The following is a 23,861-nucleotide window of genomic DNA, read 5'->3' on the forward strand; positions in this document are numbered from 1 at the left end:
TTGGAGGTACTCAGGCGGCCTGATTATCAAATCACGGAGAAAGAATTGCTGGCGGCCTGGGTATTATTCGCCAATCAGTTGCTCAAATATGGCTATGCTATGGCTGATTTATGAGGGGATCCTTCAGTATTTGACCTTGAACTTCACCACCAATCAACACATCGCCAGCAAATTCAATATTGCCAGTCAGCCTAGTGCCTTTAGCAATAAAACTGAGCGCGGGGGACGATTTGCGGGTAAACAGGAGATTTTTGCCAAACATGGTGATGAGAAACCTAATACATTGGGAATGAAATACTAACGTAAATACAGGGACAAGCCTAGGGCGCTCAATGGCTATTCTGCTAGCTTAATACTAATCGCTTGATTTGGGCACGGAGCGACACAGGCGCCACAACCCGTACATAGGCTTGTATCAATTTTTGGCATAGGCGCTTTGCCTACACTTAGGGTGAAACTGATGGCGCGGGGCTCACAAGCATCCTTACAACTTTGGCACCAAATACCTTGAAAGGTTAAGCAGTTATCTTGAATAGCCGCGATGTGTTGCCATGGCGTTTGGGTCAAATCAAACAACTTTTCCTCAGGACAGACAGTGGCGCATTGAGTACAAAAAGTGCATTCATTGTCCTTAAACGAGACTTCAGGAAAGCCGCCATCACCTTTGAAAATTATCTTAGTTTCACAGGCGGTGATACAGGCTGAGCAGCGAGTACAGATATCGGTAAATTCTACCCCCTCGCGCACCCAAGGCGGCCTAATCGCCAAGGACTTTCGGCGACTAAAAAGACTACGGCGACTGTGATTAATGCTTTCTGTCATAGGTGTTTAATGAATAACAATTTTTATTAATCGAGAAGAAAAATGGCTTGGGAATTACCACAAGCCATTTAGATGATTAGCTTTTATAACCATTGGGATTGGTTGATTGCCAATGCCAACTGCTATTGGCCATATCCTCAAGACTATGGGTCGCCTGCCAGCCCAAATCGGTTCTAGCATGCTCTGGGTTTGCATAACAGGCGGCAATATCTCCTGGGCGGCGTGGTGCAATCTGATAGGCAATCGATTTACCACAGGCCTTCTCGAAGGCTTTAACCATATCGAGCACGCTGTAACCTTGGCCTGTACCTAGATTGTAGGTGACAAGCCCTGGTTTTGTGGCGAGTTTCTCAAGGGCTTTAAGGTGACCAATAGCTAAATCCACAACGTGGATATAATCACGAACGCCAGTTCCATCGTGGGTTGGGTAATCATTGCCGAACACACTGAGGGCCTCGCGTTTACCCACGGCGACTTGGGCGATAAATGGCATCAAGTTATTCGGAATATCGTTAGGATCTTCGCCAATCAAACCACTGGCATGGGCACCAACGGGATTGAAGTAACGTAAACGAGCGATATTCCAACTTGGGTCGCTATGGTGTAAATCCGCCAGAATATGCTCAACCATCAATTTAGATTGACCATAGGGGTTAGTGGCACCCGTTGGAAAATCTTCGGTAATGGGCAGGCTAGCAGGATCACCATACACAGTTGCCGAGGAACTAAAGACGAGATTTTTCACCTTAAACTCTGCCATCACTTGGCAAAGAATTAAGGTGCCAGTCACGTTATTCTCATAGTATTTCAGTGGCTTAGCTACTGACTCACCGACGGCCTTTAACCCTGCAAAGTGGATAACGGCATCGATGTTATGGTCGCTAAAGACTTTCTGCAGTAAGGCCTTATTGAGAATATCGCCTTGGTAGAATGTGACCGATTTACCGGTAATGCGCTCGACACGGTTTAGTGCTTCGATACTTGAATTAGACAGGTTGTCTAATACAATCACTTCGCTTCCCGCATTAAGTAATTCCACTACGGTATGAGTGCCAATATAACCAGCACCGCCGGTCACTAAAATCGTCATTATTTAATTCCCTTTACAACTGTTTTTAAGTAGTGGGCAAAATCTTCACCGATTTCGCTGTGGCGCAGAGCGTATTCTACGTTAGCGCGCATATAGCCTTGTTTGTTACCGCAGTCGTGACTCTTACCTTGCATATAGTAAGCGTTTACGGTTTCTTGCTTCATTAACATCGCAATGGCGTCTGTTAATTGGATTTCATCACCTGCGCCCGCAGGCGTTTTGGCCAGCAATGGCCAAATGGCTGCGGGTAACACGTAACGGCCAACAACGGCTAAGTTAGATGGCGCTTCATCAACTGGAGGTTTTTCAACGAGTTCGACTAATGGCTCTGATTCACCAGGCTGTAAATCGTGGCCGTTCACATCGGCAATACCATATTGATTGACTAAATGATGTGGTACGCCTTCAACCATGATTTGACCCACTTGGGTTTCATCAAACAGGCTTACCATTGCGGCAAGGTTATCGGTTTTTAAGTCGCAACTGGCGTCATCGATAATCACATCCGGCAGCAATACGGCAAAAGGTGCATCACCTACTACGGATTTAGCGCATAAAATAGCGTGACCTAAGCCTTTAGCTTGGGATTGACGTACGCTGATCACCGTCACGTCTTTCGGGCAAATGGATTGCACCGCTTCGAGTAATTGACGTTTTACACGGCGCTCTAATTGCGCTTCTAATTCAAAACTGGTGTCGAAATGGTTTTCGATAGAGTTTTTACTGGCGTGGGTTACGAGCACAATTTCTTTGATACCCGCGGCAATAGCTTCACTAACGACATATTGGATCAGTGGCTTATCAACAACAGGGAGCATTTCCTTAGGGATAGCTTTGGTCGCAGGAAGCATACGAGTGCCAAGTCCGGCGACAGGAATAACGGCTTTACGAATTTGATGTTGTTTCATTGCGAACCTTCAGATTAAGGAGAGGCGATTATTGGGCAATATTGTAAATGACCTACGCAGAAAAGCCATTTGCAAACGCCGAAATTTGTCGGTTTTTCTGCATATTATCTGTTTATCGTCGTCATTTTTACGTTTGAATGTCAAGGATTGATACCCGTCTGGGTGAGTCTGTATGTATATTGCCCATGCTTTTTAAACGACTTGTAATATTTGCTTTACGTTTACGTCACATTGGCGCGCAAACAATAAACTGTGAGGGAGTTAACAAAAATCGAGGCTTAGATCACTATGGAGGCATTAGCGTCAGCCATGAAGTGAATTTTATGACTAAAGAAATTGCGCACACTGCGCCCTATGTTGCGAGAAGTGCAGATGATTCAGGGTATATCCATTACCCACAGGAAGAACATGAGATTTGGAGCCAATTGTATGCTCGCCAAGCGGTGAACCTGCCTGGGCGTGCCTGTAAGGAGTATCTGCAGGGACTTGATGCCTTGGCGATGCCCAAGGATCGCATCCCACAATTGGCGGAGATAGACAAAGTGCTACAGGCCACCACGGGCTGGAAAACCGCGGCCGTGCCCGCCTTAATTTCCTTTGGTCGATTCTTTGAGCTATTGGCTAACAAGGAGTTTCCGGTCGCGACTTTTATCCGCCGTAAGGAAGAGTTTGATTACCTGCAAGAGCCAGATATTTTCCATGAGATTTTTGGTCATTGCCCCTTGTTGACCAATCCATCTTTTGCCCATTTCTCGCATATGTATGGTCAATTAGGCTTAAATGCCAGCAAGGAAGACCGAGTATTTTTGGCTCGTTTGTATTGGTTTACCGTCGAGTTTGGTTTGCTCAAGCCTCAGGAGGGTGAACTATGTATCTATGGCGGTGGTATTTTAAGTTCTCCTGGCGAAACCTTATATGCGATGGAAAGCCAAGTGCCTGAACGTAAACCGTTCGATCTTTTAGATGTGCTACGCACGCCTTATCGTATCGATATTATGCAGCCAATTTACTATGTGATTGAACATATTGATGTATTAGATGAAATCGCCAAAATGGATATTATGGCCTATGTGGCTAAGGCGCGGCAGCTCGGCTTGTTTGCCCCTAAATATCCGCCCAAGGCCAAGAAGGCCAGCTAATGGCTGACCATAAAAAAACGAATTGAATAAAGCGTAATAAGTGCAACGGATTGAACCTGTGATGTTGCCAATAGGAGTATGTATGACCGCGTTAAACCAAATGAAATGTGAAGCTTGCCAAGCCGATGCACCGAAAGTGACTGATGAAGAATTGGCCGAGCTTATCCGCATGATCCCCGATTGGGGCGTGCAAGTGCGTGACGGCATCATGCAATTGGAACGGGTGTACAAGTTTAAAAACTTTAAACTAGCAATGGCATTTACCAATAAGTTGGCGGAATTGGCCGAGGAAGAATTCCATCATCCTGGTATTTTAACCGAGTGGGGCAAGGTGACCGTGACTTGGTGGTCACACTCAATTAAGGGGTTGCATAAGAATGACTTCATTATGGCGGCCAAGACCGACCAGTTATTAGATTAAAAAGTTAATATTTTAAATCAGCATCTTAATGCAATTTTGATGCTGATTTTTTCTTCCTGTTACAAATGCACTGTAAACTAGGCTTGCCACTTTGAGCGTAACCTTCTAACGTATACACGCCCAGCTATTTATCTAGTCCCTTACGTTTGCGTAAACTGAACTTGTTTCGTCAAACGCATGTCTTATGAAGGTCACCTCAGGGACTATAGCTCGCACGTTTTATTCCAAAATTCGAATCAAAAAAGGGAATATCAGTCATTATGCGCTTGGAAGTTAGCTGTCAAGATCGCGTGGGTTTAGCGAAAGACATCTTAGTCGTGTTAGAACGTTATGGCATTAATCTCATTGCCATTGATGCCAGTAACCAAGGTTTTCTTTACCTGCAATTTGCTGAAGTCAGTTTTGAAACCTTAAGCGCCTTGATGCCGCAGATCCGCAAAGTGGAGAGCGTCCACGATGTACGAACGGTGTCATTTATGCCGTCGGAGCAAGAACACTACGCCTTAAAAACCCTACTTAAAACTCTCCCAGACTCTGTGTTTTCCATCGACGTGAAGGCGCGTATTCGCATTGTGAACGAATCGGCGCTGCTCAATATGGGCATGGGTGAACACGAAGTGCTTGATGAATCTTTAAACCATTGGGTACAAGGGTTTAACTTCAGCCGCTGGCTCAGTGAGGGCCAAGTGCTGCCGCAGGCGGCGCGGGTGAATATCGGCCAAAACGAATATCTGGCTGAAATGTTACCGATTTATTTACCTGATGAGGACGAGAAAACTATCCTCGTCGGTGCGGTGGTGTCGCTTAAATCGCCTGCGCGGGTGGGTAAACAATTTAATGCGCTGCAAAATCAAACCACAGGCTTTGAAAATGTATTGGCCAGCAGCGACAAGATGAAAGAAGTGCTTAAACAAGCCCGCCGCATGGCGCAACTCGATGCGCCATTACTGATCACGGGCGAAACTGGCACCGGTAAAGAATTAATGGCCAGAGCCAGCCATGATGCCAGCATGCGCCGCGAAAAGCCGTTTATTGCCATTAACTGTGCGGCATTGCCCGATAGCGCCGCCGAAGAAGAACTGTTTGGCTACGTTAGCCAAGGTAAAGTCATTAAACGTGGTTTTTTTGAAGAGGCGAAGGGCGGCACTGTATTTCTTGATGAAGTGGCCGAAATGTCCAAGGCGGCACAGGTTAAATTGCTGCGGTTATTACAGGATGGCACCTTTAGACGTATCGGTGGCGACGAAGAAGTCCGCGCCGATGTACGGATTATCTGCTCGACCCAGAAAAACTTAGCCGAGTTGTGCCAAACCGGTGAGTTTAGAGAAGATTTGTACTATCGCATCCATGTACTTAGCTACCATATTCCGTCACTGCGCGAGCGCAAAGTTGATATTATTCCGCTGACAGAGATGTTCCTCGAGCATTACAGTCAGCAACTCTCTAGTCCTGTCAGGCGGATTTCGGCCCAATGCCGCGATCATCTATTAACTTACGCTTGGCCGGGTAACGTGCGTCAGCTTAAGAATGCGGTTTTCAGAGCCGTATCCATGTGGGATGGTTCAGGCGAGCTGACCGTTGAGCAACTTAAGTTACCATCCTACGCCGAAGGTTTTGGTTATTTCGATAATGCCTTCGAAGGTAATCTCGATGATGCGATGAAGCAATTTGAGGCTAGCTTACTGCGCCGCTTGTATCCTGCTTACCCTAGTACTCGCCAATTGGCGAAGAAATTGGGCGTGTCTCATACGGCTATCGCCAATAAACTTAGGGAATATAAGATCGCCAAGCCAAAGTAATCTTGCTTTAAGCTTAGGATGTAACAGTATCGTTCCACTTTGTTGTCGACTTTTTCACCATATCGTTCAGCGAAATAGTGACAAGTGGCAACAGGGTCGGAAACGTAATGATTAGTTTACAAAATGTGAAAAAATAAGCTGAAATGTGATTTTGCTCACGCTATAGGAATCCGTCGTCGCTTCGGGTATTTCTACGCACAGCAAACCCTAATACAGAGTCAATATAGGTTTTTATTTACCTATGTTCTCGTCAGCAAAAAATTCGCGTTAGCTGATATTGTCGGTTAACTATAACGAGATAAAAAGCGCAGTACGCCGAGCCGTAGAAGCACAGGAGCAGATATGAAACTTGCCAGTTATAACAATGGTCGCCGCGATGGTCAGTTAATGTTAGTGAGCCGCGATCTTACTCAAACGGTGGCTGTGCCAGCGATTGCCCATACGATGCAACAATTACTCGATGGTTGGGAATTGCTCAAACCGCAATTACAAGAATTGTATGATGCGCTCAACGAAGGCAAATTACCGAACGCGCAAGCCTTCGATGAAGCCAAATGTTTATCACCCTTACCACGCGCGTATCAGTGGGCCGATGGTAGTGCCTACGTTAACCATGTGGAATTAGTACGTAAGGCGCGCGGCGCAGAAATGCCAGAAACCTTCTGGACTGATCCGCTGTTTTACCAAGGCGGCTCTGACAGCTTTATCGCGCCCAAGGCGGATATCCCGCTGGCGAGCGAAGACTGGGGCATCGATTTCGAATCGGAAATCGCTGTGATCACTGATGATGTGCCGATGGGCGTGAGTGTTGAAAATGCGGCAAAACACATCAAACTGCTGATGTTAGTCAATGATGTGTCACTGCGTAATTTGATCCCGGCCGAACTCGCCAAAGGTTTTGGTTTCTTCCAATCTAAACCTTCGAGCAGCTTCTCGCCGGTAGCCATTACGCCAGATGAATTAGGCGCACGTTGGGAAGATTCAAAGGTGCACCTACCGCTTATCACATACCTAAACGGTGAGTTATTTGGCCGCCCGAATGCGGGTGTCGATATGACCTTTAACTTCAGCCAGTTAATTAGCCATGTTGCCAAAACCCGTCCATTGGGTGCGGGCGCCATTATCGGGTCTGGTACGATTTCTAACTATGACCGCAGTGCCGGCTCAAGCTGTTTGGCCGAGAAACGTATGCTTGAAGTGATTAGCGACGGCAAAGCTAGCACACCGTTTATGCGTTTTGGCGACACAGTGCGTATTGAAATGCTTGATGACAAGGGAATGTCAATTTTTGGCTCTATCGATCAAAAAGTGGTTGAGTACAAGGCGTAAGGCTTTTGTGCGAACACAGTGACAGATAATATTGACGGGGCTTTTAGCCCCGTTTTTTCAGCAGAACATAAGGACAGCGTGAGATGAAACTATACGGTTATTGGCGCTCTAGCGCCGCCTATCGTGTGCGTATTGCCCTCAATCTTAAAGGCGTGAGCGCCGAGCAGTTGTCGGTGCATTTAGTGCGTGATGGTGGTGAACAACATAAAGCGGATTATATTGCCTTAAATCCGCAGGAACTTGTGCCTACACTGGTGGTTGATGATGAGCAGGATGGGGATGCGTTAACCCAATCTTTGGCGATTATCGAATATCTGGATGAGCTATATCCTAAAACGCCGCTATTGCCTGCGTCGGCGCTTGAACGTGCCCATGTGCGCGCCATGGCCTTAACCATTGCCTGTGAAATTCATCCACTCAATAACCTGCGGGTATTGCAATATTTAACTCAGAAGCTGAACGTCGATGAAGAAGCCAAAACCGCTTGGTATCACCATTGGGTGGCGAGTGGGTTTGCGGCGCTCGAAACCCAACTTGTGCGCCATAGTGGCCGCTATTGTTTTGGTGACAAAGTGACGCTAGCGGATCTGTGTTTAGTGCCACAAGTATACAACGCCCAGCGTTTTAATGTGGATTTAACGCCGTACCCCAATATTATGCGGGTGTGGGCTGAGTGTAATTTGCTGCCAGCCTTTGCGGATGCGGCGCCAGAGCGCCAAGCCGATGCAGTTTAACCTATCATTAACTGCTTATTAAGTGCGATGAAATCGATGATGAAGTGGCGTGAGTCGATGTCACTTCTGTGTTTCTAACTTATTAAAGCGGATATTGGCCATGACTGAAGCCGAATTAAATGCATTGTTATGCGCATGGCTAAGCCAAGATAAACAGCGGTTAAGGGCACTTGAATTAGCGCAGCAATGTGCCCAAGTGTATGATATTCCGCAGTGGTGCTTGGCGGCGGGGTTTGTCCGTAATCTGGTGTGGGACAAATTGCACGATATTAAGCCGCGTCCGTTAAACGATATCGATCTGATTTACTATTGTCCCTTGGATACTCTTCCTGAGCGAGATAGGGCGATAGAAGCCTACCTACAAACACTGGCGCCAGACTTACCTTGGTCAGTAAAAAATCAGGCGCGAATGCACCTTAAGCATCTCGACAATCCCTATCAATCGACACTGGATGCAATGTGTTATTGGCCCGAAATCGAAACTGCTGTCGGTGTGTCGCTTGAACAGACGCTTAAGTTTTCTGCTCCAGCCATTGAAGGCTTACACATCATCGCCCCCTTTGGCTTAGCCTCATTATTTGCCTTACAACTAACGCCCAATCCTCGGCGTCCTTTAGCGTTATTTCATCAACGGTTAGCCGCAAAGTCTTGGCTTAAACAATATCCGCGACTAGCTGTAGCCTATTGAGCCATTTGGTTAAGATGAGTTTAGAGGCTTATTCTTTTATTCGCAGATGAGTGAGTGTAAACCGAAATAAGCACCTTCTAGGTCGATTCTTAATTCCTGTCTTTGTCTGCTTTTGGATTCTTTCGCGTTTTTTCTACTGAATATCGTCGAATTTCATCGGATTTTAATTTCAATTTATGTTGATTAAATGTAAATGGCGAAATTGGCAATTTTCCTCCTATTACCTCTTCTGGAGGTGATTAGTGATAGCTAATTAATGCGGTTGGTCACAAAAAATGAACCGGTATTGTCAATAAATGTTTAGATAACGTGATTTGTATCTCATGGTTTATACCTCGAAATAAGTATCGCCGCTTAATCTTGATTTAGATCAATAAGGTGAATAATTTTATCTGGCAGTGTAGGCGTCAATTGTTAAGGATGTAATGTAAAACAAAAACCTATGTTGTACATATGGAGTATGATGATGAATAAAACTACTGTTTCTACACTGATCGCTGCCACCCTGTTAGCCGCTGGTTTCTCTGCTTCTGTTTCTGCCCATCAAGCGGGCGATATCATTGTTCGTGCCGGTGCTGTGGTTGTCGCGCCAAGTGAATCTAGTGATCCAGTTGCTACGTTTGGTGAGTTTCAAATCAGCAATAACACTCAACTGGGCTTGAACTTTGGCTACATGCTGACCGATAACTTCGGGGTAGAGTTATTAGCAGCGACTCCATTTAGCCATGATGTCTCTTTAGGTGGTAATAAGATTGCTGAAACCAAACATTTGCCACCAACTCTAGTGGCACAGTACTATTTTGGTAATGCTCAATCTGCATTACGTCCATATGTAGGCGTGGGTGTGAACTACACTAACTTCTTCGACAATGAATTCACCAACGATTTAAATGGTGCCTTAACTGACTTAAGCATGAGCACCTCCTGGGGCCTAGCGGCGCAAGCGGGTATCGATTATCAAGTCAATAAAAACTGGTTAGTTAACGCCTCTGTGTGGTATGCGCAAATTAGCACCGATGTGAAGTTTAAGTTAGCGGGTGATACTAAAGTAATTGATACTGACATTAACCCATGGGTTTATATGGTCAGCGTGGGTTACACTTTCTAATCATCTGATTTTAAAGTAACAAAAAAGGAGCCAGCGGCTCCTTTTTTGTTTTCGCAGTGTAATAAAGCTAAACGCGGAACAACACTACTTTTTAGCCTTTTTCGGCTTCCAGTGGCGAGTGTTATAGATAAACTCAGGCAGTAATTTAGTCAGCCAAGCCACTAAGCGCCAACGCTTGGTCACATACACGCGGCGTTTACCCTGCTGCATGGCCTTAATGATCTGCGCCGCCACTTGCGGGAGCGGGGCAAGCCATAGCGTGCTTTGCTGCATGGCGGCCTTATCCAGTAAACCAAGTTGAATATCGGTAATAGTAATAGGCAACTTAAGCCGCTGGGCATGCATGCTTAAGCCTTCCAAATAGTTTTGCGCAAAGGCTTTAGAGGCATGGTAAGCCACACTCGGGCCGCCGCGCAGACCAGCAATCGAGTTAATGGTGGCAAGCTGGCCGTAACCCTGTTCGCGAAATAATCTAAATGCGGTATTACAGATAGCGGCAAAGCCCCGCACATTGACGTCGATAATATCTTGCTCTGGTAACCATGGCAGCTCAGGGTCGTAACTATTCAGTCCGGTATTCACCAAGACTAAATGAGCACCGCCGAGACCTTGCCAGACGTTTTCAAGCTGTTCGATGATAATGCTTGGCTGTTCAATTTGCAGTGAAAATACTTGTACCTTGGTAGGTAAGGTCGAGGCGAACTCGCGCAGCGATTCAACATCCTGTGCAAAAAGTGCTAATTCAACTTGCTGTTCGGCCAATTGTTTGGCAAGTTCGCGGCTTAAATGTGAGCTAGCGCCCACAATTATCGCAGTTGCTTGGGTCATAAATTTTTCGGCAACGAAATGGTGGCTTATCATAGGAAGATATGCCCAGCATGACAAGATTTATAGCTTGGGCGTATAGACATCCAGAAGTCTTTATGTATGATTAGGAGAAATGAAATGACACATGGGTTAAGGATTAGCGGACTGACATCTGCATGGCAAAAATGGGCGGCAATGGTATTACTCACTGTGACGAACATGATGACAGGTTGTGCCACACCAAATGCAGTTGTTGAGATTAAAGGTGAGGCCATGTATCGCGAACGTATCGCACTGCCTGCCGATGCCAAGTTGATTGTGCAGTTGCTTGATGTCTCTAAGATGGATGTACCTGCTGTGGTGATGGCAGAGCGTGAGAGTCAAGGCGCTAAAACCCCTACGCAATTTAGTTTTACTATAGGGCGCGATCAGTTTGAAGCAGGGCATACCTATGCCATTGGTGCAAGGATAATGCTCGGTGATAAGTTATTGTTTATTAATACTCAAGCCTATCATGTCGATCTCAATTCGACTGAGCCTATGACGATACTGCTTGAGAAAGTCGGCCGCTAATTTGTTTGCTCTTTGCTGAGTGGCATACGCGCGCCGGAACCCTTGATTGTTTGAACAGAAGAGGCGCGGTATGCCAGTTAAAATTCCAGATCATCTGCCAGCAGCAGGGATTTTAGAATCTGAAAATATTTTCGTAATGTCCGAAACCCGGGCAGCCAATCAGGATATCAGACCGATGAAGGTACTGATCCTGAACTTGATGCCTAATAAAATTGAGACCGAAACCCAGCTTCTACGCCTTTTAGGCAACACGCCTTTGCAGGTGGATGTGGATTTACTGCGTATTCACGATAAAGAGTCGAAGCATACTTCTATCGATCATATGAACACCTTCTACCGTGATTTTGAGGATGTGCGCCATAAAAACTACGACGGCCTAATCATCACTGGCGCGCCGTTAGGGCAAATTGATTTTGAAGATGTGACTTATTGGGACCATATCCGTGAAATTATCGATTGGTCACAGCAGCATGTTACCTCGGTGCTCTTCCTCTGCTGGGCGGCGCACGCTGGGCTTTACCATCTCTATGGATTAAATCGTAAAATTCTTGAGCAAAAGCGCTCAGGGGTGTTTGTCCATCGCCGCACCTGCCAGCATTTTCCGCTGCTACGCGGATTTGATGATGAGTTCTTTGCACCGCATTCCCGCTTTGCCGAGATGGATATTGAAGAGCTTAAGCGACATCCTGAACTACAAGTGCTGGCAGAGTCCGAGGAGGCCGGAGCCTATTTGGTCCTCAGTCGCAATAATCGCAACCTGTTTGTCATGGGTCACCCTGAGTATCAAAAATCTACCTTAAACGATGAATATTATCGGGATTTGGCGCAGGGATTAAACCCAAATGTGCCACAAAACTATTATCGTAACGATGATCCTAAGGCCGATGCCATTGCCCGTTGGCACAGCCATGGCAGTTTGTTGGTGAGTAATTGGCTTAACTATTACGTTTACCAATTAACGCCTTACGACCTGAGTGATATGACGGCGATGACGCCATGGGAATCGCAGTAGGGACGTTGTTTTAGTTTGTCAGGCATTGACGGTTTCTTAAGCTCAATGCCTGTCGAATTATCTCGCTATGCTGTTTCTGTTTGCTTGAATTTTTTGAACTGACTAATAAATTTACCATTCGCTTAGCCACTGTTTGCTCGCCTGTTAACTTCATTTGTCTTTAGCGCTGTTCAACCTCAGCAGGTATGGTTTGTGTTACTGCTGCAAGGCAAGCGCTTTTATTGAGTCACTTCCTCCTTGTTACCATTTCAAATGCCGTTAAGGCCTCTCGACTGTAAATTCTGACTGACAATCTGGCGTGGATAAAATCGATACATTAGACCAAGGAATACTTGCTTTACGTTCGCGTAAACGTCAGAGTGGTTTCATTGTTACTATTTATCCGCCGCTGGCGAGTGTTACCGCCAAGGCACATTTAGCTTGGAGTCCCCATGAGTACTGAACAATTTAACCAAGAGATCGTTATCGTTGCCGCTAAACGCACACCAATGGGTGGCTTTCAAGGCAGTTTGTCTGGCGTAACGTCTCCGAGCTTAGCGGCCACCGCCATCAAAGCCCTGTTAGCTGATACCCAAGTTGCGGGTGATAAGGTTGATGAAGTGTTAATGGGCTGCGTATTGCCAGCGGGTCTGGGTCAAGCACCTGCGCGTCAGGCAACCTTAGGTGCAGGTTTACCCCTGTCTGTTGGCGCTACGACCGTAAACAAAGTCTGTGGCTCTGGGATGAAAACCGTGATGCTTGCCCACGATTTACTCAAAGCGGGCAGTGCTAAGTTGGTGGTTGCTGGTGGTATGGAAAGCATGAGCCAAGCTCCTTACTTGCTAGATAAAGCGCGCGCTGGCATGCGTATGGGCCATGGCAAGGTCTTAGATCATATGTTCCTCGACGGTTTAGAAGATGCCTACACTGGCGGCGCTATGGGCACATTCGCCCAGAAAACTGCCGATGAATACGGCTTAACCCGCGAGCAAATGGATGCCTTTGCCCTAAGCTCACTGGAAAAAGCCAATGCGGCTATTACTTCTGGCGCCTTCAAGGCGGAAATAGTACCTGTGACTGTGAGCGATCGCCGTGGTGATGTGACTATCGATACCGATGAGCAGCCTGGTAACGCTCGCCCTGAAAAAATCCCTGCACTGCGCCCAGCATTTGCCAAAGACGGCACTATTACGGCGGCAAACTCAAGCTCTATTTCCGATGGCGCGGCAGCGCTGATGCTAACCACCCGCGCCAATGCCGAGCAGTTAGGCTTAACTGTGCTGGCCACCATCAAGGGCCACACCACCCATGCCCAGGAGCCATCACTCTTTACCACTGCGCCCGTTGGCGCGATGGCAAAACTGTTGAGCAATGTCGGCTGGTCTAAGGACGAGGTTGACCTGTTCGAAATCAACGAAGCCTTTGCCATGGTGACTATGCTGGCCGTTTCTGAATTAGGTTTAGATATGGCAAAAGTAAACGTGAATGGCGGTGCCTGTGCCTTAGGTCATCCTATCGGTTGCTCGGGCGCACGTTTGCTGGTGACCTTAATTCATGCACTTAAAGCCCGTGGGCTTAAGCGCGGCGTAGCCTCACTCTGTATCGGTGGCGGTGAAGCGACCGCTATGGCAATCGAAGTCTAATCAAAGGCTTAATCGGGAATAACTGCTAAATCAACAAGACCAAGACTGAGCTGGCAAGGGCAAACATCCCACTGAGGATAAACATAATATCGCACCGCCAGCTCGACCCTAAACAAGGAAAAGGATTGCAACATGACCACACAAGTTAAGCATTACATCGATGGCGAATTCACCACAGGCACAGGAACATCACACGTGGTGACTAATCCTGCCAATAACGCGCCGATTGCCGTTATCAATAGCGCCACGACCGATGAAGTCCATGCGGCCATTGCTAGTGCTAAGGCGGCTTTTAAGACGTGGAAAGAAGTACCTGTGTCTGAGCGTGCCCGTGTCATGTTGCGCTACCAACACTTACTTAAAGAACACCACGACGAACTGGCGACTATCCTTGCCAAAGAAACCGGCAAAACCTTTGAAGATGCCAAGGGCGATGTGTGGCGTGGAATTGAAGTGGCCGAACATGCCTGCAACATTGCTTCATTACTGATGGGCGAAACCGTTGAGAATGTCGCGCGTTCAATCGATACCTACAGCTACACTCAGCCTCTGGGTGTGTGTGCGGGCATCACGCCGTTTAACTTCCCAGCAATGATCCCCCTGTGGATGTTCCCTCTGGCGATTGCCTGTGGTAACACTTTTATCCTTAAGCCATCAGAGCAAGACCCAATGACGCCGCAGCGCTTAGTTGAGCTGTTTGTCGAAGCGGGCGCGCCAAAGGGCGTATTGCAACTGATCCATGGTGATAAAACGGCGGTGGATATCCTGCTGGCCGATCCTGCGGTTAAGGCTATTTCCTTCGTCGGCTCTGTGGCTGTAGGTCAATACATCTACAAAACTGGTACCGATAACTTAAAACGCGTGCAAGCCTTTGCTGGGGCGAAAAACCACTGTGTGATTATGCCTGATGCGAATAAGCAGCAAGTGATCAACAACCTAGTGGGCGCATCGGTCGGCGCGGCGGGGCAGCGTTGTATGGCGATTTCTGTCGCGGTATTTGTCGGCGCGGCTAAAGAGTGGATCCCTGAACTCAAAGAAGCACTGGCGAAGGTTCGCCCAGGTTTATGGGACGATAAAGAAGCCGGCTACGGCCCGCTGATCAGCCCTGCCGCTAAAGCGCGCGTGCTCAAACTTATCGCCCAAGGTAAGCAAGAGGGCGCAGAGTGTTTACTCGATGGCAGCGATTTTACTGTGGCGGGCTATGAGTCAGGTAACTGGGTCGGGCCAACCATGTTCACTAAGGTCACGACCGATATGAGCATCTATAAAGAAGAAATCTTTGGCCCTGTACTGTGTTGCATGGAATCAGACTCCTTAGAAGCGGCCATCGAACTGGTTAACGCCAGCCCATACGGCAATGGTACCTCTATCTTTACCGCAAGTGGCGCCGCAGCCCGTAAATATCAACACGAAATCGAAGTTGGCCAAGTCGGTATTAACGTGCCTATCCCAGTGCCATTACCTTTCTTCTCGTTCACGGGTTGGAAGGGCAGTTTCTATGGTGACCAACACGCCTACGGTAAGCAAGCGGTACGTTTCTACACTGAAACTAAAACCATTACTTCCCGCTGGTTCGAGTCGGACATTGCGGTGGCAGCTGGCCCTAATATGAGCATTAACTTGCGCTAAGCGGTTTAAAAAACAGTTTAAACGCATTGTGAAACAGCAGGTGATTCAGTCTAAACGTGGCGCAGTTGGCGTCCATTGATGAAAGCCTGCTGATAAATTCACTGTGTATTACACAAAAGATATTGACGAAAGAAATGGCCAAAGAGTCATAGGAGAGCCAAATGGATTTTAATTTCAACGAAGACCAACGCCAATTTGCCGATCTAGCCCGCCAGTTCGCGGCGGATGAACTCGCCCCCTTTGCCGCCAAATGGGACGAAGAACATCATTTCCCGAAGGATGTGATCCAAAAAGCCGGTGAGCTGGGTTTCTGCTCCTTGTATTCCCCCGAGTCGGAAGGTGGCATGGGCTTATCACGCTTAGATGCCTCGATTATTTTTGAGGAGCTGGCAAAGGGCTGTACAGCCACAACGGCCATGCTGACGATTCACAATATGGCCACTTGGATGGTCACCACTTGGGGTACTGATACTCTGCGTCAAACTTGGTCTGAGCCTTTGACCACGGGTCAAATGCTCGCCTCTTACTGCTTAACAGAACCCGGCGCAGGCTCGGATGCGGCTTCACTGCAAACCAAAGCGGTGCGTGAGGGTGATGAATACGTGGTATCTGGCTCTAAGATGTTTATCTCGGGTGCAGGTTCAACTGAATTGCTGGTGGTGATGTGCCGCACGGGTCAAGCCGGGCCAAAGGGGATTTCGGCTATTGCCATTCCTGCTGACAGTGAAGGCATTATCTACGGTAAAGCTGAAGATAAAATGGGCTGGAACGCGCAGCCGACGCGCTTAGTCACCTTTGATAACGTGCGCGTGCCGGTTGCAAACCTACTCGGTGAAGAAGGCCAAGGTTTTACCTTTGCGATGAAAGGCTTAGACGGTGGCCGTATCAATATCGCTACTTGCTCTGTCGGTACGGCGCAGGCGGCTCTAGAGCGTGCAACCCAGTATATGAACGAGCGTCAGCAATTCGGTAAGCCGCTGGCAGCCTTCCAAGCGCTGCAATTTAAGCTTGCCGATATGGCGACCGAATTAGTGGCCGCGCGTCAAATGGTGCGTCTGGCCGCCTTTAAACTCGACAGTGGCGATCCAGAAGCGACCGCCTATTGTGCGATGGCGAAGCGCTTTGCTACTGATGTGGGTTTTCAAGTTTGCGATGCGGCGCTGCAAATTCATGGCGGATATGGTTATATCAGGGAGTATCCGTTAGAGCGTCACTTCCGTGATGTTCGTGTACACCAGATTTTAGAGGGCACTAACGAGATTATGCGCCTCATTATCGCCCGTCGTTTACTCGACGAAAATGCCGGACAAATCCTTTAAGCTGCCCTAATTGGACTGTAGGATTTGGCGATAACAGATTGGAAATATAAGGGAGCCGAAACAGATGGACTATTTAGTTGAGCGTATTGAAGGCCACACGGCCATTCTGACCATGAACAATCCGCCGGCCAATACTTGGACCGCCCAGAGTTTACAGGCGCTCAAGGCCAAAGTGCTGGAGCTTAATGCTAACAAGGACATTTACGCGCTGGTGTTAACTGGCGAGGGCAACAAGTTTTTCTCCGCGGGTGCCGATTTAAAACTGTTTAGCGACGGTGATAAGGGCAATGCGGCGAGCATGGCAAAACACTTTGGCGAAGCATTTGAAACCTTAAGCCAGTTCCGCGGCGTGTCGATTGCCGCCATTAACGGTTATGCCATGGGCGGCGGCTTAGAAGTCGCGCTGGCCTGTGATATTCGTATCGCCGAAACCCAAGCCGTGATGGCATTGCCTGAAGCGACCGTTGGCCTGCTGCCCTGTGCGGGCGGTACCCAAAACCTCACTGCTTTAGTGGGCGAAGGTTGGGCAAAACGCATGATCCTCTGCGGTGAGCGGGTGAATGCCGCCCAAGCGCTGAATTTGCGTTTAGTCGAGGAAGTGGTTGAAACGGGTGAGGCCTTAAATGCGGCGATTGCACTGGCCGCCAAAGTGGCGAATCAGAGCCCAAGCAGCGTCACCGCCTGTAAGACATTAATCCAAGCTGGGCGCCAAATGCCGCGTAGCCAAGCCTTACCGATAGAGCGTGAACTGTTTGTCGGTTTGTTCGATACTGAAGATCAGGCCGAAGGCGTGAACGCGTTTTTGGAAAAACGTAAAGCTGATTGGAAGAACCGCTAATGACAAATTTAGTAGATAAGGCTGCACACACGTCCACCACACAAAATGTGGTTTTTCAAACCTTAGCCACCGCCTCAGGTAAATTAGTTGGGGTGGTGACGCTCAATGTTGAAAAAGCCCTCAACGCCTTGGATCTCGATATGGTTCGAGCCATGACGGTGCAGCTCAATTTGTGGAAAAAAGATCCGTTAATCGCCTGTGTGGTACTCGATGGCAGCGGAGAAAAGGCGTTCTGTGCGGGTGGCGATGTGCGGGCGTTATATCACGCCTCAGTTGCTGCTAAGGGACAGGTGACTGAGGTCGCAAAAGTATTCTTTGAAGAAGAATATCGTCTCGATTATCTACTACATACCTTTGGCAAACCTGTGCTGGTATGGGGTGATGGCATAGTGATGGGCGGTGGTCTCGGCCTGATGGCGGGCGCGAGTCATAGAGTGGTGACAGAAACCTCTCGTATCGCTATGCCTGAAGTCACCATCGGGCTTTATCCCGATGTGGGCGGCAGTTATTTCCTCAACCGCATGCCGGGCAAAATGGGGCTGTTTTTAGGCTTAACGGCCTATCAAATGAACGCCGCCGATGCCTGTTACGTTGGCCTTGCCGATCATTATCTAAATCGTGACGACAAAGAGCTGATGTTCGATGCCATGGCGACTCTAGATTGGAGCGACACGCCAGCGCTGAACCATCAACGACTCGACTCGATGATCAACGAACTGTCGAACCAAGTTGATATTCCTAAAGGCGATAGTTTACTGGCCGAGAGCCAAGAGATTATCGATAGGCTGATGGCGGGCAGTTTAACCGATATCGTCAGCCGTATGTCGACCTTAAGCACCGATGAAGCATGGTTAAATAAAGCCTGCGCGACTATGTTGGCGGGCAGCCCTATCAGTTGGCATTTGGCGTATATTCAAACCCAACTCGGCACCAAACTGAGCCTAGCACAATGTTTTAAATGGGAATTAACCGTCAGCGTTAACACTTGTGCTAAGGGTGATTTCTGTGAAGGCGTGCGGGCACTGCTGATTGATAAAGACAGACAGCCCAAATGGCAATTTGCCGATGTGCAATCTGTGCCAAACAGCGTTATCGAGGACATTTTGACCTCACCTTGGGGAGAGGAACATCCCTTAAGCCAATTAAGCTAAGCCAATCGATGGCAGGTAAAGCTAGCACTTTGCCTGCCATTTTTATCTGGAATAACAACTATCTGGAATAATAAACACACCAGAACACAGGAGTGATGGCATGAGTACAGTAGCATTTATCGGTTTAGGTAATATGGGCGGCCCAATGGCGGCCAATTTATTAAAAGCGGGCATGACGGTACGTGTCTTCGACCTAGTGCCTGCCGCCATGCAAGCCTTGGCCGACCAAGGCGCTTTAGTATCGAGCACGGCATGCGGCGCCGCGGCGGGAGCTAATGTGGTGATCACTATGTTGCCCGCGGGCAAGCATGTCAGAAACTTATACTTAGGCAATGGTAGTGAGAAGGGGCTACTCGACGTAGTCGCTGGCGATACCTTGCTGATTGATTGCTCGACCATTGATGCCCAAAGCGCTCAATTGGTGGCAGCCGAAGCGGCTAAGAGTGGTATCGAATTTATCGATGCGCCAGTATCGGGCGGCACGGCGGGGGCTGCGGCGGGAACCTTAACCTTTATTTGTGGCGGTTCGGATATCGCCTTTGAGCGCGCGCAACCCGTACTCAATGCCATGGGCAAGAATATTTTCCATGCGGGCGGCGCAGGAGCCGGTCAGGTCGCTAAAATCTGCAACAACATGCTGTTATCTGTGTTGATGGTCGGTACTTCTGAGGCGTTGCAAATGGGGATTGACCATGGTCTCGACCCTAAAGTGCTGTCTGACATTATGAAGGTCAGCAGCGGTGGTAACTGGGCGCTTGAAAAGTACAATCCTTGTCCGGGCGTGATGGAGAATGTGCCTTCTTCTAAGGGCTATCAGGGCGGCTTTATGGTAGATTTGATGGTTAAAGATCTCGGCCTCTCCCAAGAAGCCGCATTATTGAGCAATTCGAGTACACCCATGGGCTCACTCGCGCGCAGCTTGTATGTGAATCATGCACGACAAGGTAATGGTCGCCGAGACTTCTCCAGTATTTTTGAACAATTTGCACCACTTAAAAAATAGATAAACAAGGGATAACCAGATGGATTTAAAAGATAAGGTTGTCGTCATCACTGGCGGCGCGGGTGGTTTAGGCTTAGCGATGGCGCACAATTTTGCGCAGGCGGGTGCTAAGTTGGCACTTATCGATGTGGATCAAGAAAAGTTAGAACGCGCCTGTGCCGATTTAGGCTCATCCACAGAAGTCCAAGGTTATGCGCTAGATATTACCGACGAAGAAGATGTGGTCGCAGGCTTTGCTTACATATTGGAAGATTTTGGCAAAATCAACGTATTAGTGAATAATGCCGGCATCCTGCGTGATGGTATGTTAGTCAAAGCCAAAGACGGCAAAGTGACTGACCGTATGTCATTCGATCAATTCCAATCGGTGATCAATGTTAACCTCACTGGCACCTTCCTTTGTGGCCGTGAGGCGGCTGCGGCGATGATCGAGTCGGGTCAAGCAGGGGTGATTGTGAACATTTCTAGCCTAGCTAAAGCGGGTAACGTAGGACAATCTAACTACGCGGCCTCTAAAGCGGGTGTCGCGGCGATGTCTGTGGGCTGGGCAAAAGAGCTGGCGCGTTACAATATTCGTAGCGCGGCGGTAGCACCCGGGGTGATTGCCACCGAAATGACAGCGGCAATGAAACCTGAAGCCTTAGAGCGTTTAGAGAAGCTTGTGCCCGTTGGCCGTTTAGGCCAAGCGGAGGAGATAGCCTCTACCGTACGCTTTATCATCGAAAACGATTATGTAAATGGTCGTGTCTTTGAAGTGGATGGCGGTATCCGTCTGTAACATGGTATCTTATTGATATTAAACAAAACCGAGCGTTTGCTCGGTTTTTTGTTGGCTAAAGTTAGCTCTCTTTTTTTAGTCTGTTCGCTTGGGTAAGAGTTGTTCGGAGGTTGACATTTACTGGCTATCCTTCAACAATCGCACGCTACTTTTTTACATAACTTTACAAATAGAGTTGACATTATCGTATTGGAGTTGATTATCTGAATGTCATGGCAGGATAAAGCCCTTTGGCTGGAAAAAATTACCAAGCGGATGATGCTGATTGTCGGTGCCTTAGGAGTCATAGTGATTTACGGAGGCTTCTTTTTTCTTCTCTTCAGTGGTCGTTCGTTCGCCGTGATCCCGTGGTTTTTTCTGTTATCACCTTGGATTTGTATTTACTTTGGTCTGACGCAAGTACAACAAGCTAGCGTACTGAAATGGTTTGTTAAAAAAGTCAAAAAATAAGCCCTTAAGGGGATTTGCATATTTACGGTTTGTTTTAGTTTGCAAACTTGGGGAACACAATGGGGTTAGGACGCTATTTTCCATTCTTGCTAAGTGCAGTGTTACTGCTACTCGGCGGGTGTGAGCGTACGGATACAAAAGATCAATCTGCCAAGGAAAGCGGCGACATTAAAGTTGCACCCTATGGCAGCTGGCAATCACCTTTGTCTGCTGCTGAGGTTTTTCAACGAACCGATGATATTGCTGAACTACAAAGTGTAGGTAATGCGATTTATTTTGCAGAATCGAGCGGACGTGCCCAAGGCAAAGTTGGTATCAAGCGTCTCGATGATCTTGGCAAGGTCACTGAAGTGGTTCCTCCTGATTTTAATGTTAAATCTACTGTGCATGAGTATGGCGGTGCGGCGTTTTTGGGCATAGGTCAGAGCCTATTTGCCACTAAATTGCAGGATCAGCTGTTTTACCGTTTTGCGCCTAATCAGCCACCATTGCCGTTAACTCCCAATGGTACCCGTCATGCCGATTGTGTGGCATATCCTAAGGGCTCACGGATTATTTGCGTGCGTGAAGATCACCGTCAGGGCGGCGAACCGAAAGCGAGCCTGGTGACTATCAATCTTAACTTTGCCGGTGAAGGCGATACCTTTGTTACGGGTCATGATTTTATTTCTTCCCCGACTATTTCACCCGATAACACCCAACTGGCTTGGATTACTTGGGAACATCCCTATATGCCTTGGGATAAGAGTGTGCTCTGGCTTGTGGATCTTGACCGCAAAGGTCAATTAAAAAATATTCGCAAGGTGAGTACGCCAGAGGACTCTTCGGTGACTCAGCCGTTATTTGGCCCAGACGGTAAATTATATGTGGTGTCCGATCTCAGTAACTGGTGGAACATTTACCGCGTCACCCCTAGGGAAACCCTAGAGCCTGTTTTGAGTAAAAATGCCGAGTTTGCGGTGCCGGATTGGCGTTTAGGTAACCATAATTATGCCTTTGAAAATGCTTCGACTCTCATCGCGAGCTACGTTGAAGGTAATCGAGCCGCATTGCTGCGTATGCACTTAGATTCCGGATTGACCGAATCTCTTGCCGTTGATTTTGCTGAGATCACTCAGGTGGTAAAGGGCGAAGATGGTGTTTATTTTGTTGGCGCTAAGGCAACACCAGAGAAAGGTATTTATCGCGTTGTTGGGCGTGGCACTGAGCTTGTGTACGCCCCAGCGCTCGCGAATCTTGATCCCAACTATGTCTCGCGGGCGAAAAATATTGCCTTCGCTACCGGTAAAAATCAGCAGGCCTATGGTTATTTTTACAGCCCTGTGAACCCTAATTACGTGGCGCCCCACGACACAAGGCCGCCGCTTATCGTGATGCTACATGGCGGGCCGACGGCGCGGGCTTCCCTGGCCTATCGCAGTGAAATCCAGTTTTGGACCAGCCGCGGGTTTGCGGTGCTGGATTTAAACTTTCGCGGCAGCAGTGGTTTTGGCCGCGCCTATCGCCAAAGCCTTTATGGCAAATGGGGTGAAAGCGATGTAGAGGATGCGGTTAATGCTGCAAAGTATTTAGTGGCTAAGGGCTGGGTAGACGCCAATAAGTTAGCGATTCGCGGCATCAGCGCCGGTGGCTTAACTGTGATGTCTTCGCTAGCGTTTTATGATGTGTTTCAAGCGGGTGTGAGCTATGAGGGGATCAGCGATTTTGAGCAGCTCGCTAAGGGAACCCATAAGTTTGAGTCGGGTTATTTAGACCAACTTATCGGCCCCTATCCAGAGAAGAAGGAACGCTACCGCGAGTTATCGCCACTCAATCACTTAGATGGTTTGAATGAACCTTTGCTGATTTTCCAAGGCTTGAGAAACAAGATTGTACCGACGGCGCAGTCGCGACAAATCTATGATGCCCTTAAAGCCAAAGGTGTGCCGACGGCCTATATCGATTATGGCGATGACGCAAGTGATGGACGCACGCCAGAACATAAAGCGGCGGGATTGGAAACCGAGTTAGCCTTTTATGGGCAAGTGTTTTCATTTACACCAGCGGGTAAATTGCCAGCGTTGCAGCTAGATAATGTGGCTGCGCTAAAGCGCTAACACCTTGGTATGAGTGACAACCCCATAAACAAGCCTGCATCCAAGCAGGCTTTTTTATGGCTGGGTTAATGCTGGTGGTTAAGGCTATCAATAATGGCGCAGTGGGGCTGTTCGCCGCCTTGGCACTCGCTGACCATTTGCTGTAACTGGCTACGAAGATTCTGCAATTTACCAATTTGATCCTCAACATAGGCCAAATGGTTGCGGGTGAGTTGCTTCACATCTTCGGCATTGCGGCTATCGTTATTACGCAAACCAAGCAGGAGTTTGCAATCCTCAAGGCTAAAACCTAAGTCGCGGCACTGGTGGACAAATTTCAGCGATTCGATATCCCGATGGCGATACACCCTGTATCCCGCCTCGTTACGCTCGCCACAGACAAGACCGATATCGTGGTAATAGCGTATGCTTTTGACGCTTAACCCTGTGTGCTTCGCGACTTCACCAATTTTCATACTGACCTCAGTTCTTATCTGTTCTAAAGACTCGTGCAGACAAGTGTGATACTTGCCACAAAAACACCCTTGACTCTCCCGTGATGGGAG

At 48.0% G+C, this 23,861-nt stretch carries 23 protein-coding genes and 1 pseudogene; 18 read left to right on the forward strand and 6 right to left on the reverse strand.

All coding sequences use genetic code 11. From position 1 onward, the window contains the following. Positions 1-124 precede the first annotated feature (124 nt). The 4 genes and pseudogenes from AEA42_RS22900 to galU form a co-directional block, all read right to left on the reverse strand. Positions 125-262, reverse strand: a pseudogene (locus tag AEA42_RS22900) (polymer-forming cytoskeletal protein); the annotation flags it as partial. A 74-nt stretch (positions 263-336) separates the two neighbouring features. Then, complete coding sequence (napF, locus tag AEA42_RS11300) at positions 337-822, reverse strand: ferredoxin-type protein NapF (RefSeq protein WP_037429170.1); 486 nt, start codon at positions 820-822, stop codon at positions 337-339. 76 nt (positions 823-898) lie between these two features. Then, complete coding sequence (gene galE / locus AEA42_RS11305) at positions 899-1,912, reverse strand: UDP-glucose 4-epimerase GalE (RefSeq protein ID WP_037416814.1); 1,014 nt, start codon at positions 1,910-1,912, stop codon at positions 899-901. Next, a complete protein-coding gene (gene galU, locus AEA42_RS11310) occupies positions 1,912-2,820 on the reverse strand; it encodes a UTP--glucose-1-phosphate uridylyltransferase GalU (protein WP_037416817.1) in 909 nt (302 codons plus the stop codon). Before galU ends, galE begins: the two co-directional genes overlap by 1 nt. A gap of 323 nt (positions 2,821-3,143) precedes the next feature. On the opposite strand from galU, the gene phhA reads away from it, so the two are divergent. The 7 genes from phhA to ompW all read left to right on the forward strand — a co-directional run bounded on the left by phhA (position 3,144) and on the right by ompW (position 10,038). After that, positions 3,144-3,959: a phenylalanine 4-monooxygenase gene (phhA, locus tag AEA42_RS11315; protein WP_055647783.1), complete on the forward strand. Its 816-nt coding sequence runs from the start codon at positions 3,144-3,146 to the stop codon at positions 3,957-3,959. 82 nt (positions 3,960-4,041) lie between these two features. Continuing rightward, positions 4,042-4,380, forward strand: a complete 339-nt coding sequence (locus AEA42_RS11320; RefSeq protein WP_047539180.1) for a 4a-hydroxytetrahydrobiopterin dehydratase — start codon at positions 4,042-4,044, stop codon at positions 4,378-4,380. A 260-nt stretch (positions 4,381-4,640) separates the two neighbouring features. Then, positions 4,641-6,179, forward strand: coding sequence for a transcriptional regulator TyrR (gene tyrR / locus AEA42_RS11325; RefSeq protein WP_011071819.1), 1,539 nt, complete (start codon positions 4,641-4,643; stop codon positions 6,177-6,179). A 342-nt stretch (positions 6,180-6,521) separates the two neighbouring features. Beyond that, entirely contained in the window at positions 6,522-7,508 is a 987-nt protein-coding gene (locus AEA42_RS11330; RefSeq protein WP_055647770.1) for a fumarylacetoacetate hydrolase family protein, read from the forward strand. Positions 7,509-7,591: 83 nt separating this feature from the next. Beyond that, positions 7,592-8,242 (forward strand): maleylacetoacetate isomerase, encoded by a 651-nt coding sequence (gene maiA, locus AEA42_RS11335; RefSeq protein WP_047539174.1) that lies wholly within the window; start codon positions 7,592-7,594, stop codon positions 8,240-8,242. Positions 8,243-8,342: 100 nt separating this feature from the next. Then, positions 8,343-8,930, forward strand: coding sequence for a nucleotidyltransferase family protein (locus tag AEA42_RS11340; RefSeq protein WP_047539172.1), 588 nt, complete (start codon positions 8,343-8,345; stop codon positions 8,928-8,930). A gap of 463 nt (positions 8,931-9,393) precedes the next feature. Continuing rightward, positions 9,394-10,038, forward strand: coding sequence for an outer membrane protein OmpW (gene ompW, locus AEA42_RS11345; protein ID WP_047539169.1), 645 nt, complete (start codon positions 9,394-9,396; stop codon positions 10,036-10,038). A gap of 84 nt (positions 10,039-10,122) precedes the next feature. Here ompW and AEA42_RS11350 read toward each other — a convergent pair whose 3' ends face one another. Next, on the reverse strand, positions 10,123-10,866 hold the full coding sequence (locus tag AEA42_RS11350) for an SDR family NAD(P)-dependent oxidoreductase (RefSeq protein WP_047540725.1): 744 nt from the start codon (positions 10,864-10,866) through the stop codon (positions 10,123-10,125). A 117-nt stretch (positions 10,867-10,983) separates the two neighbouring features. Between AEA42_RS11350 and AEA42_RS11355 the strand changes: the two genes are divergently transcribed. From AEA42_RS11355 to AEA42_RS11405, 11 genes are all read left to right on the forward strand, one after another. Then, entirely contained in the window at positions 10,984-11,418 is a 435-nt protein-coding gene (locus AEA42_RS11355) for a YbaY family lipoprotein (RefSeq protein ID WP_047539166.1), read from the forward strand. 70 nt (positions 11,419-11,488) lie between these two features. Continuing rightward, positions 11,489-12,430, forward strand: a complete 942-nt coding sequence (gene metA / locus AEA42_RS11360; RefSeq protein ID WP_047539164.1) for a homoserine O-succinyltransferase — start codon at positions 11,489-11,491, stop codon at positions 12,428-12,430. A gap of 431 nt (positions 12,431-12,861) precedes the next feature. Continuing rightward, positions 12,862-14,052 (forward strand): acetyl-CoA C-acyltransferase, encoded by a 1,191-nt coding sequence (locus AEA42_RS11365; RefSeq protein ID WP_055647771.1) that lies wholly within the window; start codon positions 12,862-12,864, stop codon positions 14,050-14,052. Between the two features lie 132 nt (positions 14,053-14,184). Next, positions 14,185-15,681 carry a CoA-acylating methylmalonate-semialdehyde dehydrogenase gene (locus tag AEA42_RS11370; RefSeq protein WP_055647772.1) on the forward strand — a complete coding sequence of 499 codons (1,497 nt, stop codon included), beginning with the start codon at positions 14,185-14,187 and terminating at the stop codon, positions 15,679-15,681. 161 nt (positions 15,682-15,842) lie between these two features. Further along, complete coding sequence (locus AEA42_RS11375; RefSeq protein ID WP_055647773.1) at positions 15,843-17,000, forward strand: acyl-CoA dehydrogenase family protein; 1,158 nt, start codon at positions 15,843-15,845, stop codon at positions 16,998-17,000. Positions 17,001-17,064: 64 nt separating this feature from the next. Continuing rightward, on the forward strand, positions 17,065-17,838 hold the full coding sequence (locus AEA42_RS11380) for an enoyl-CoA hydratase (protein WP_037416854.1): 774 nt from the start codon (positions 17,065-17,067) through the stop codon (positions 17,836-17,838). Continuing rightward, positions 17,838-18,989, forward strand: a complete 1,152-nt coding sequence (locus AEA42_RS11385; RefSeq protein ID WP_037416857.1) for an enoyl-CoA hydratase/isomerase family protein — start codon at positions 17,838-17,840, stop codon at positions 18,987-18,989. The genes AEA42_RS11380 and AEA42_RS11385 overlap by 1 nt, the downstream gene beginning before the upstream one ends. Before the next feature lie 100 nt (positions 18,990-19,089). Further along, positions 19,090-19,992: a 3-hydroxyisobutyrate dehydrogenase gene (mmsB, locus tag AEA42_RS11390; protein ID WP_055647774.1), complete on the forward strand. Its 903-nt coding sequence runs from the start codon at positions 19,090-19,092 to the stop codon at positions 19,990-19,992. A 19-nt stretch (positions 19,993-20,011) separates the two neighbouring features. Then, positions 20,012-20,770, forward strand: coding sequence for an SDR family oxidoreductase (locus AEA42_RS11395; protein WP_055647775.1), 759 nt, complete (start codon positions 20,012-20,014; stop codon positions 20,768-20,770). Positions 20,771-20,977: 207 nt separating this feature from the next. Continuing rightward, positions 20,978-21,220 (forward strand): hypothetical protein, encoded by a 243-nt coding sequence (locus AEA42_RS11400; RefSeq protein WP_055647776.1) that lies wholly within the window; start codon positions 20,978-20,980, stop codon positions 21,218-21,220. A gap of 59 nt (positions 21,221-21,279) precedes the next feature. Then, a complete protein-coding gene (locus AEA42_RS11405) occupies positions 21,280-23,316 on the forward strand; it encodes a prolyl oligopeptidase family serine peptidase (protein WP_055647777.1) in 2,037 nt (678 codons plus the stop codon). Positions 23,317-23,381: 65 nt separating this feature from the next. Here AEA42_RS11405 and AEA42_RS11410 read toward each other — a convergent pair whose 3' ends face one another. Then, on the reverse strand, positions 23,382-23,771 hold the full coding sequence (locus AEA42_RS11410; RefSeq protein WP_055647778.1) for a MerR family transcriptional regulator: 390 nt from the start codon (positions 23,769-23,771) through the stop codon (positions 23,382-23,384). Between the last annotated feature and the right edge of the window lie 90 nt (positions 23,772-23,861).

It is taken from the genome of Shewanella sp. Sh95, from assembly GCF_001308045.1.
In the GTDB taxonomy this organism is placed as follows: domain Bacteria; phylum Pseudomonadota; class Gammaproteobacteria; order Enterobacterales; family Shewanellaceae; genus Shewanella; species Shewanella xiamenensis.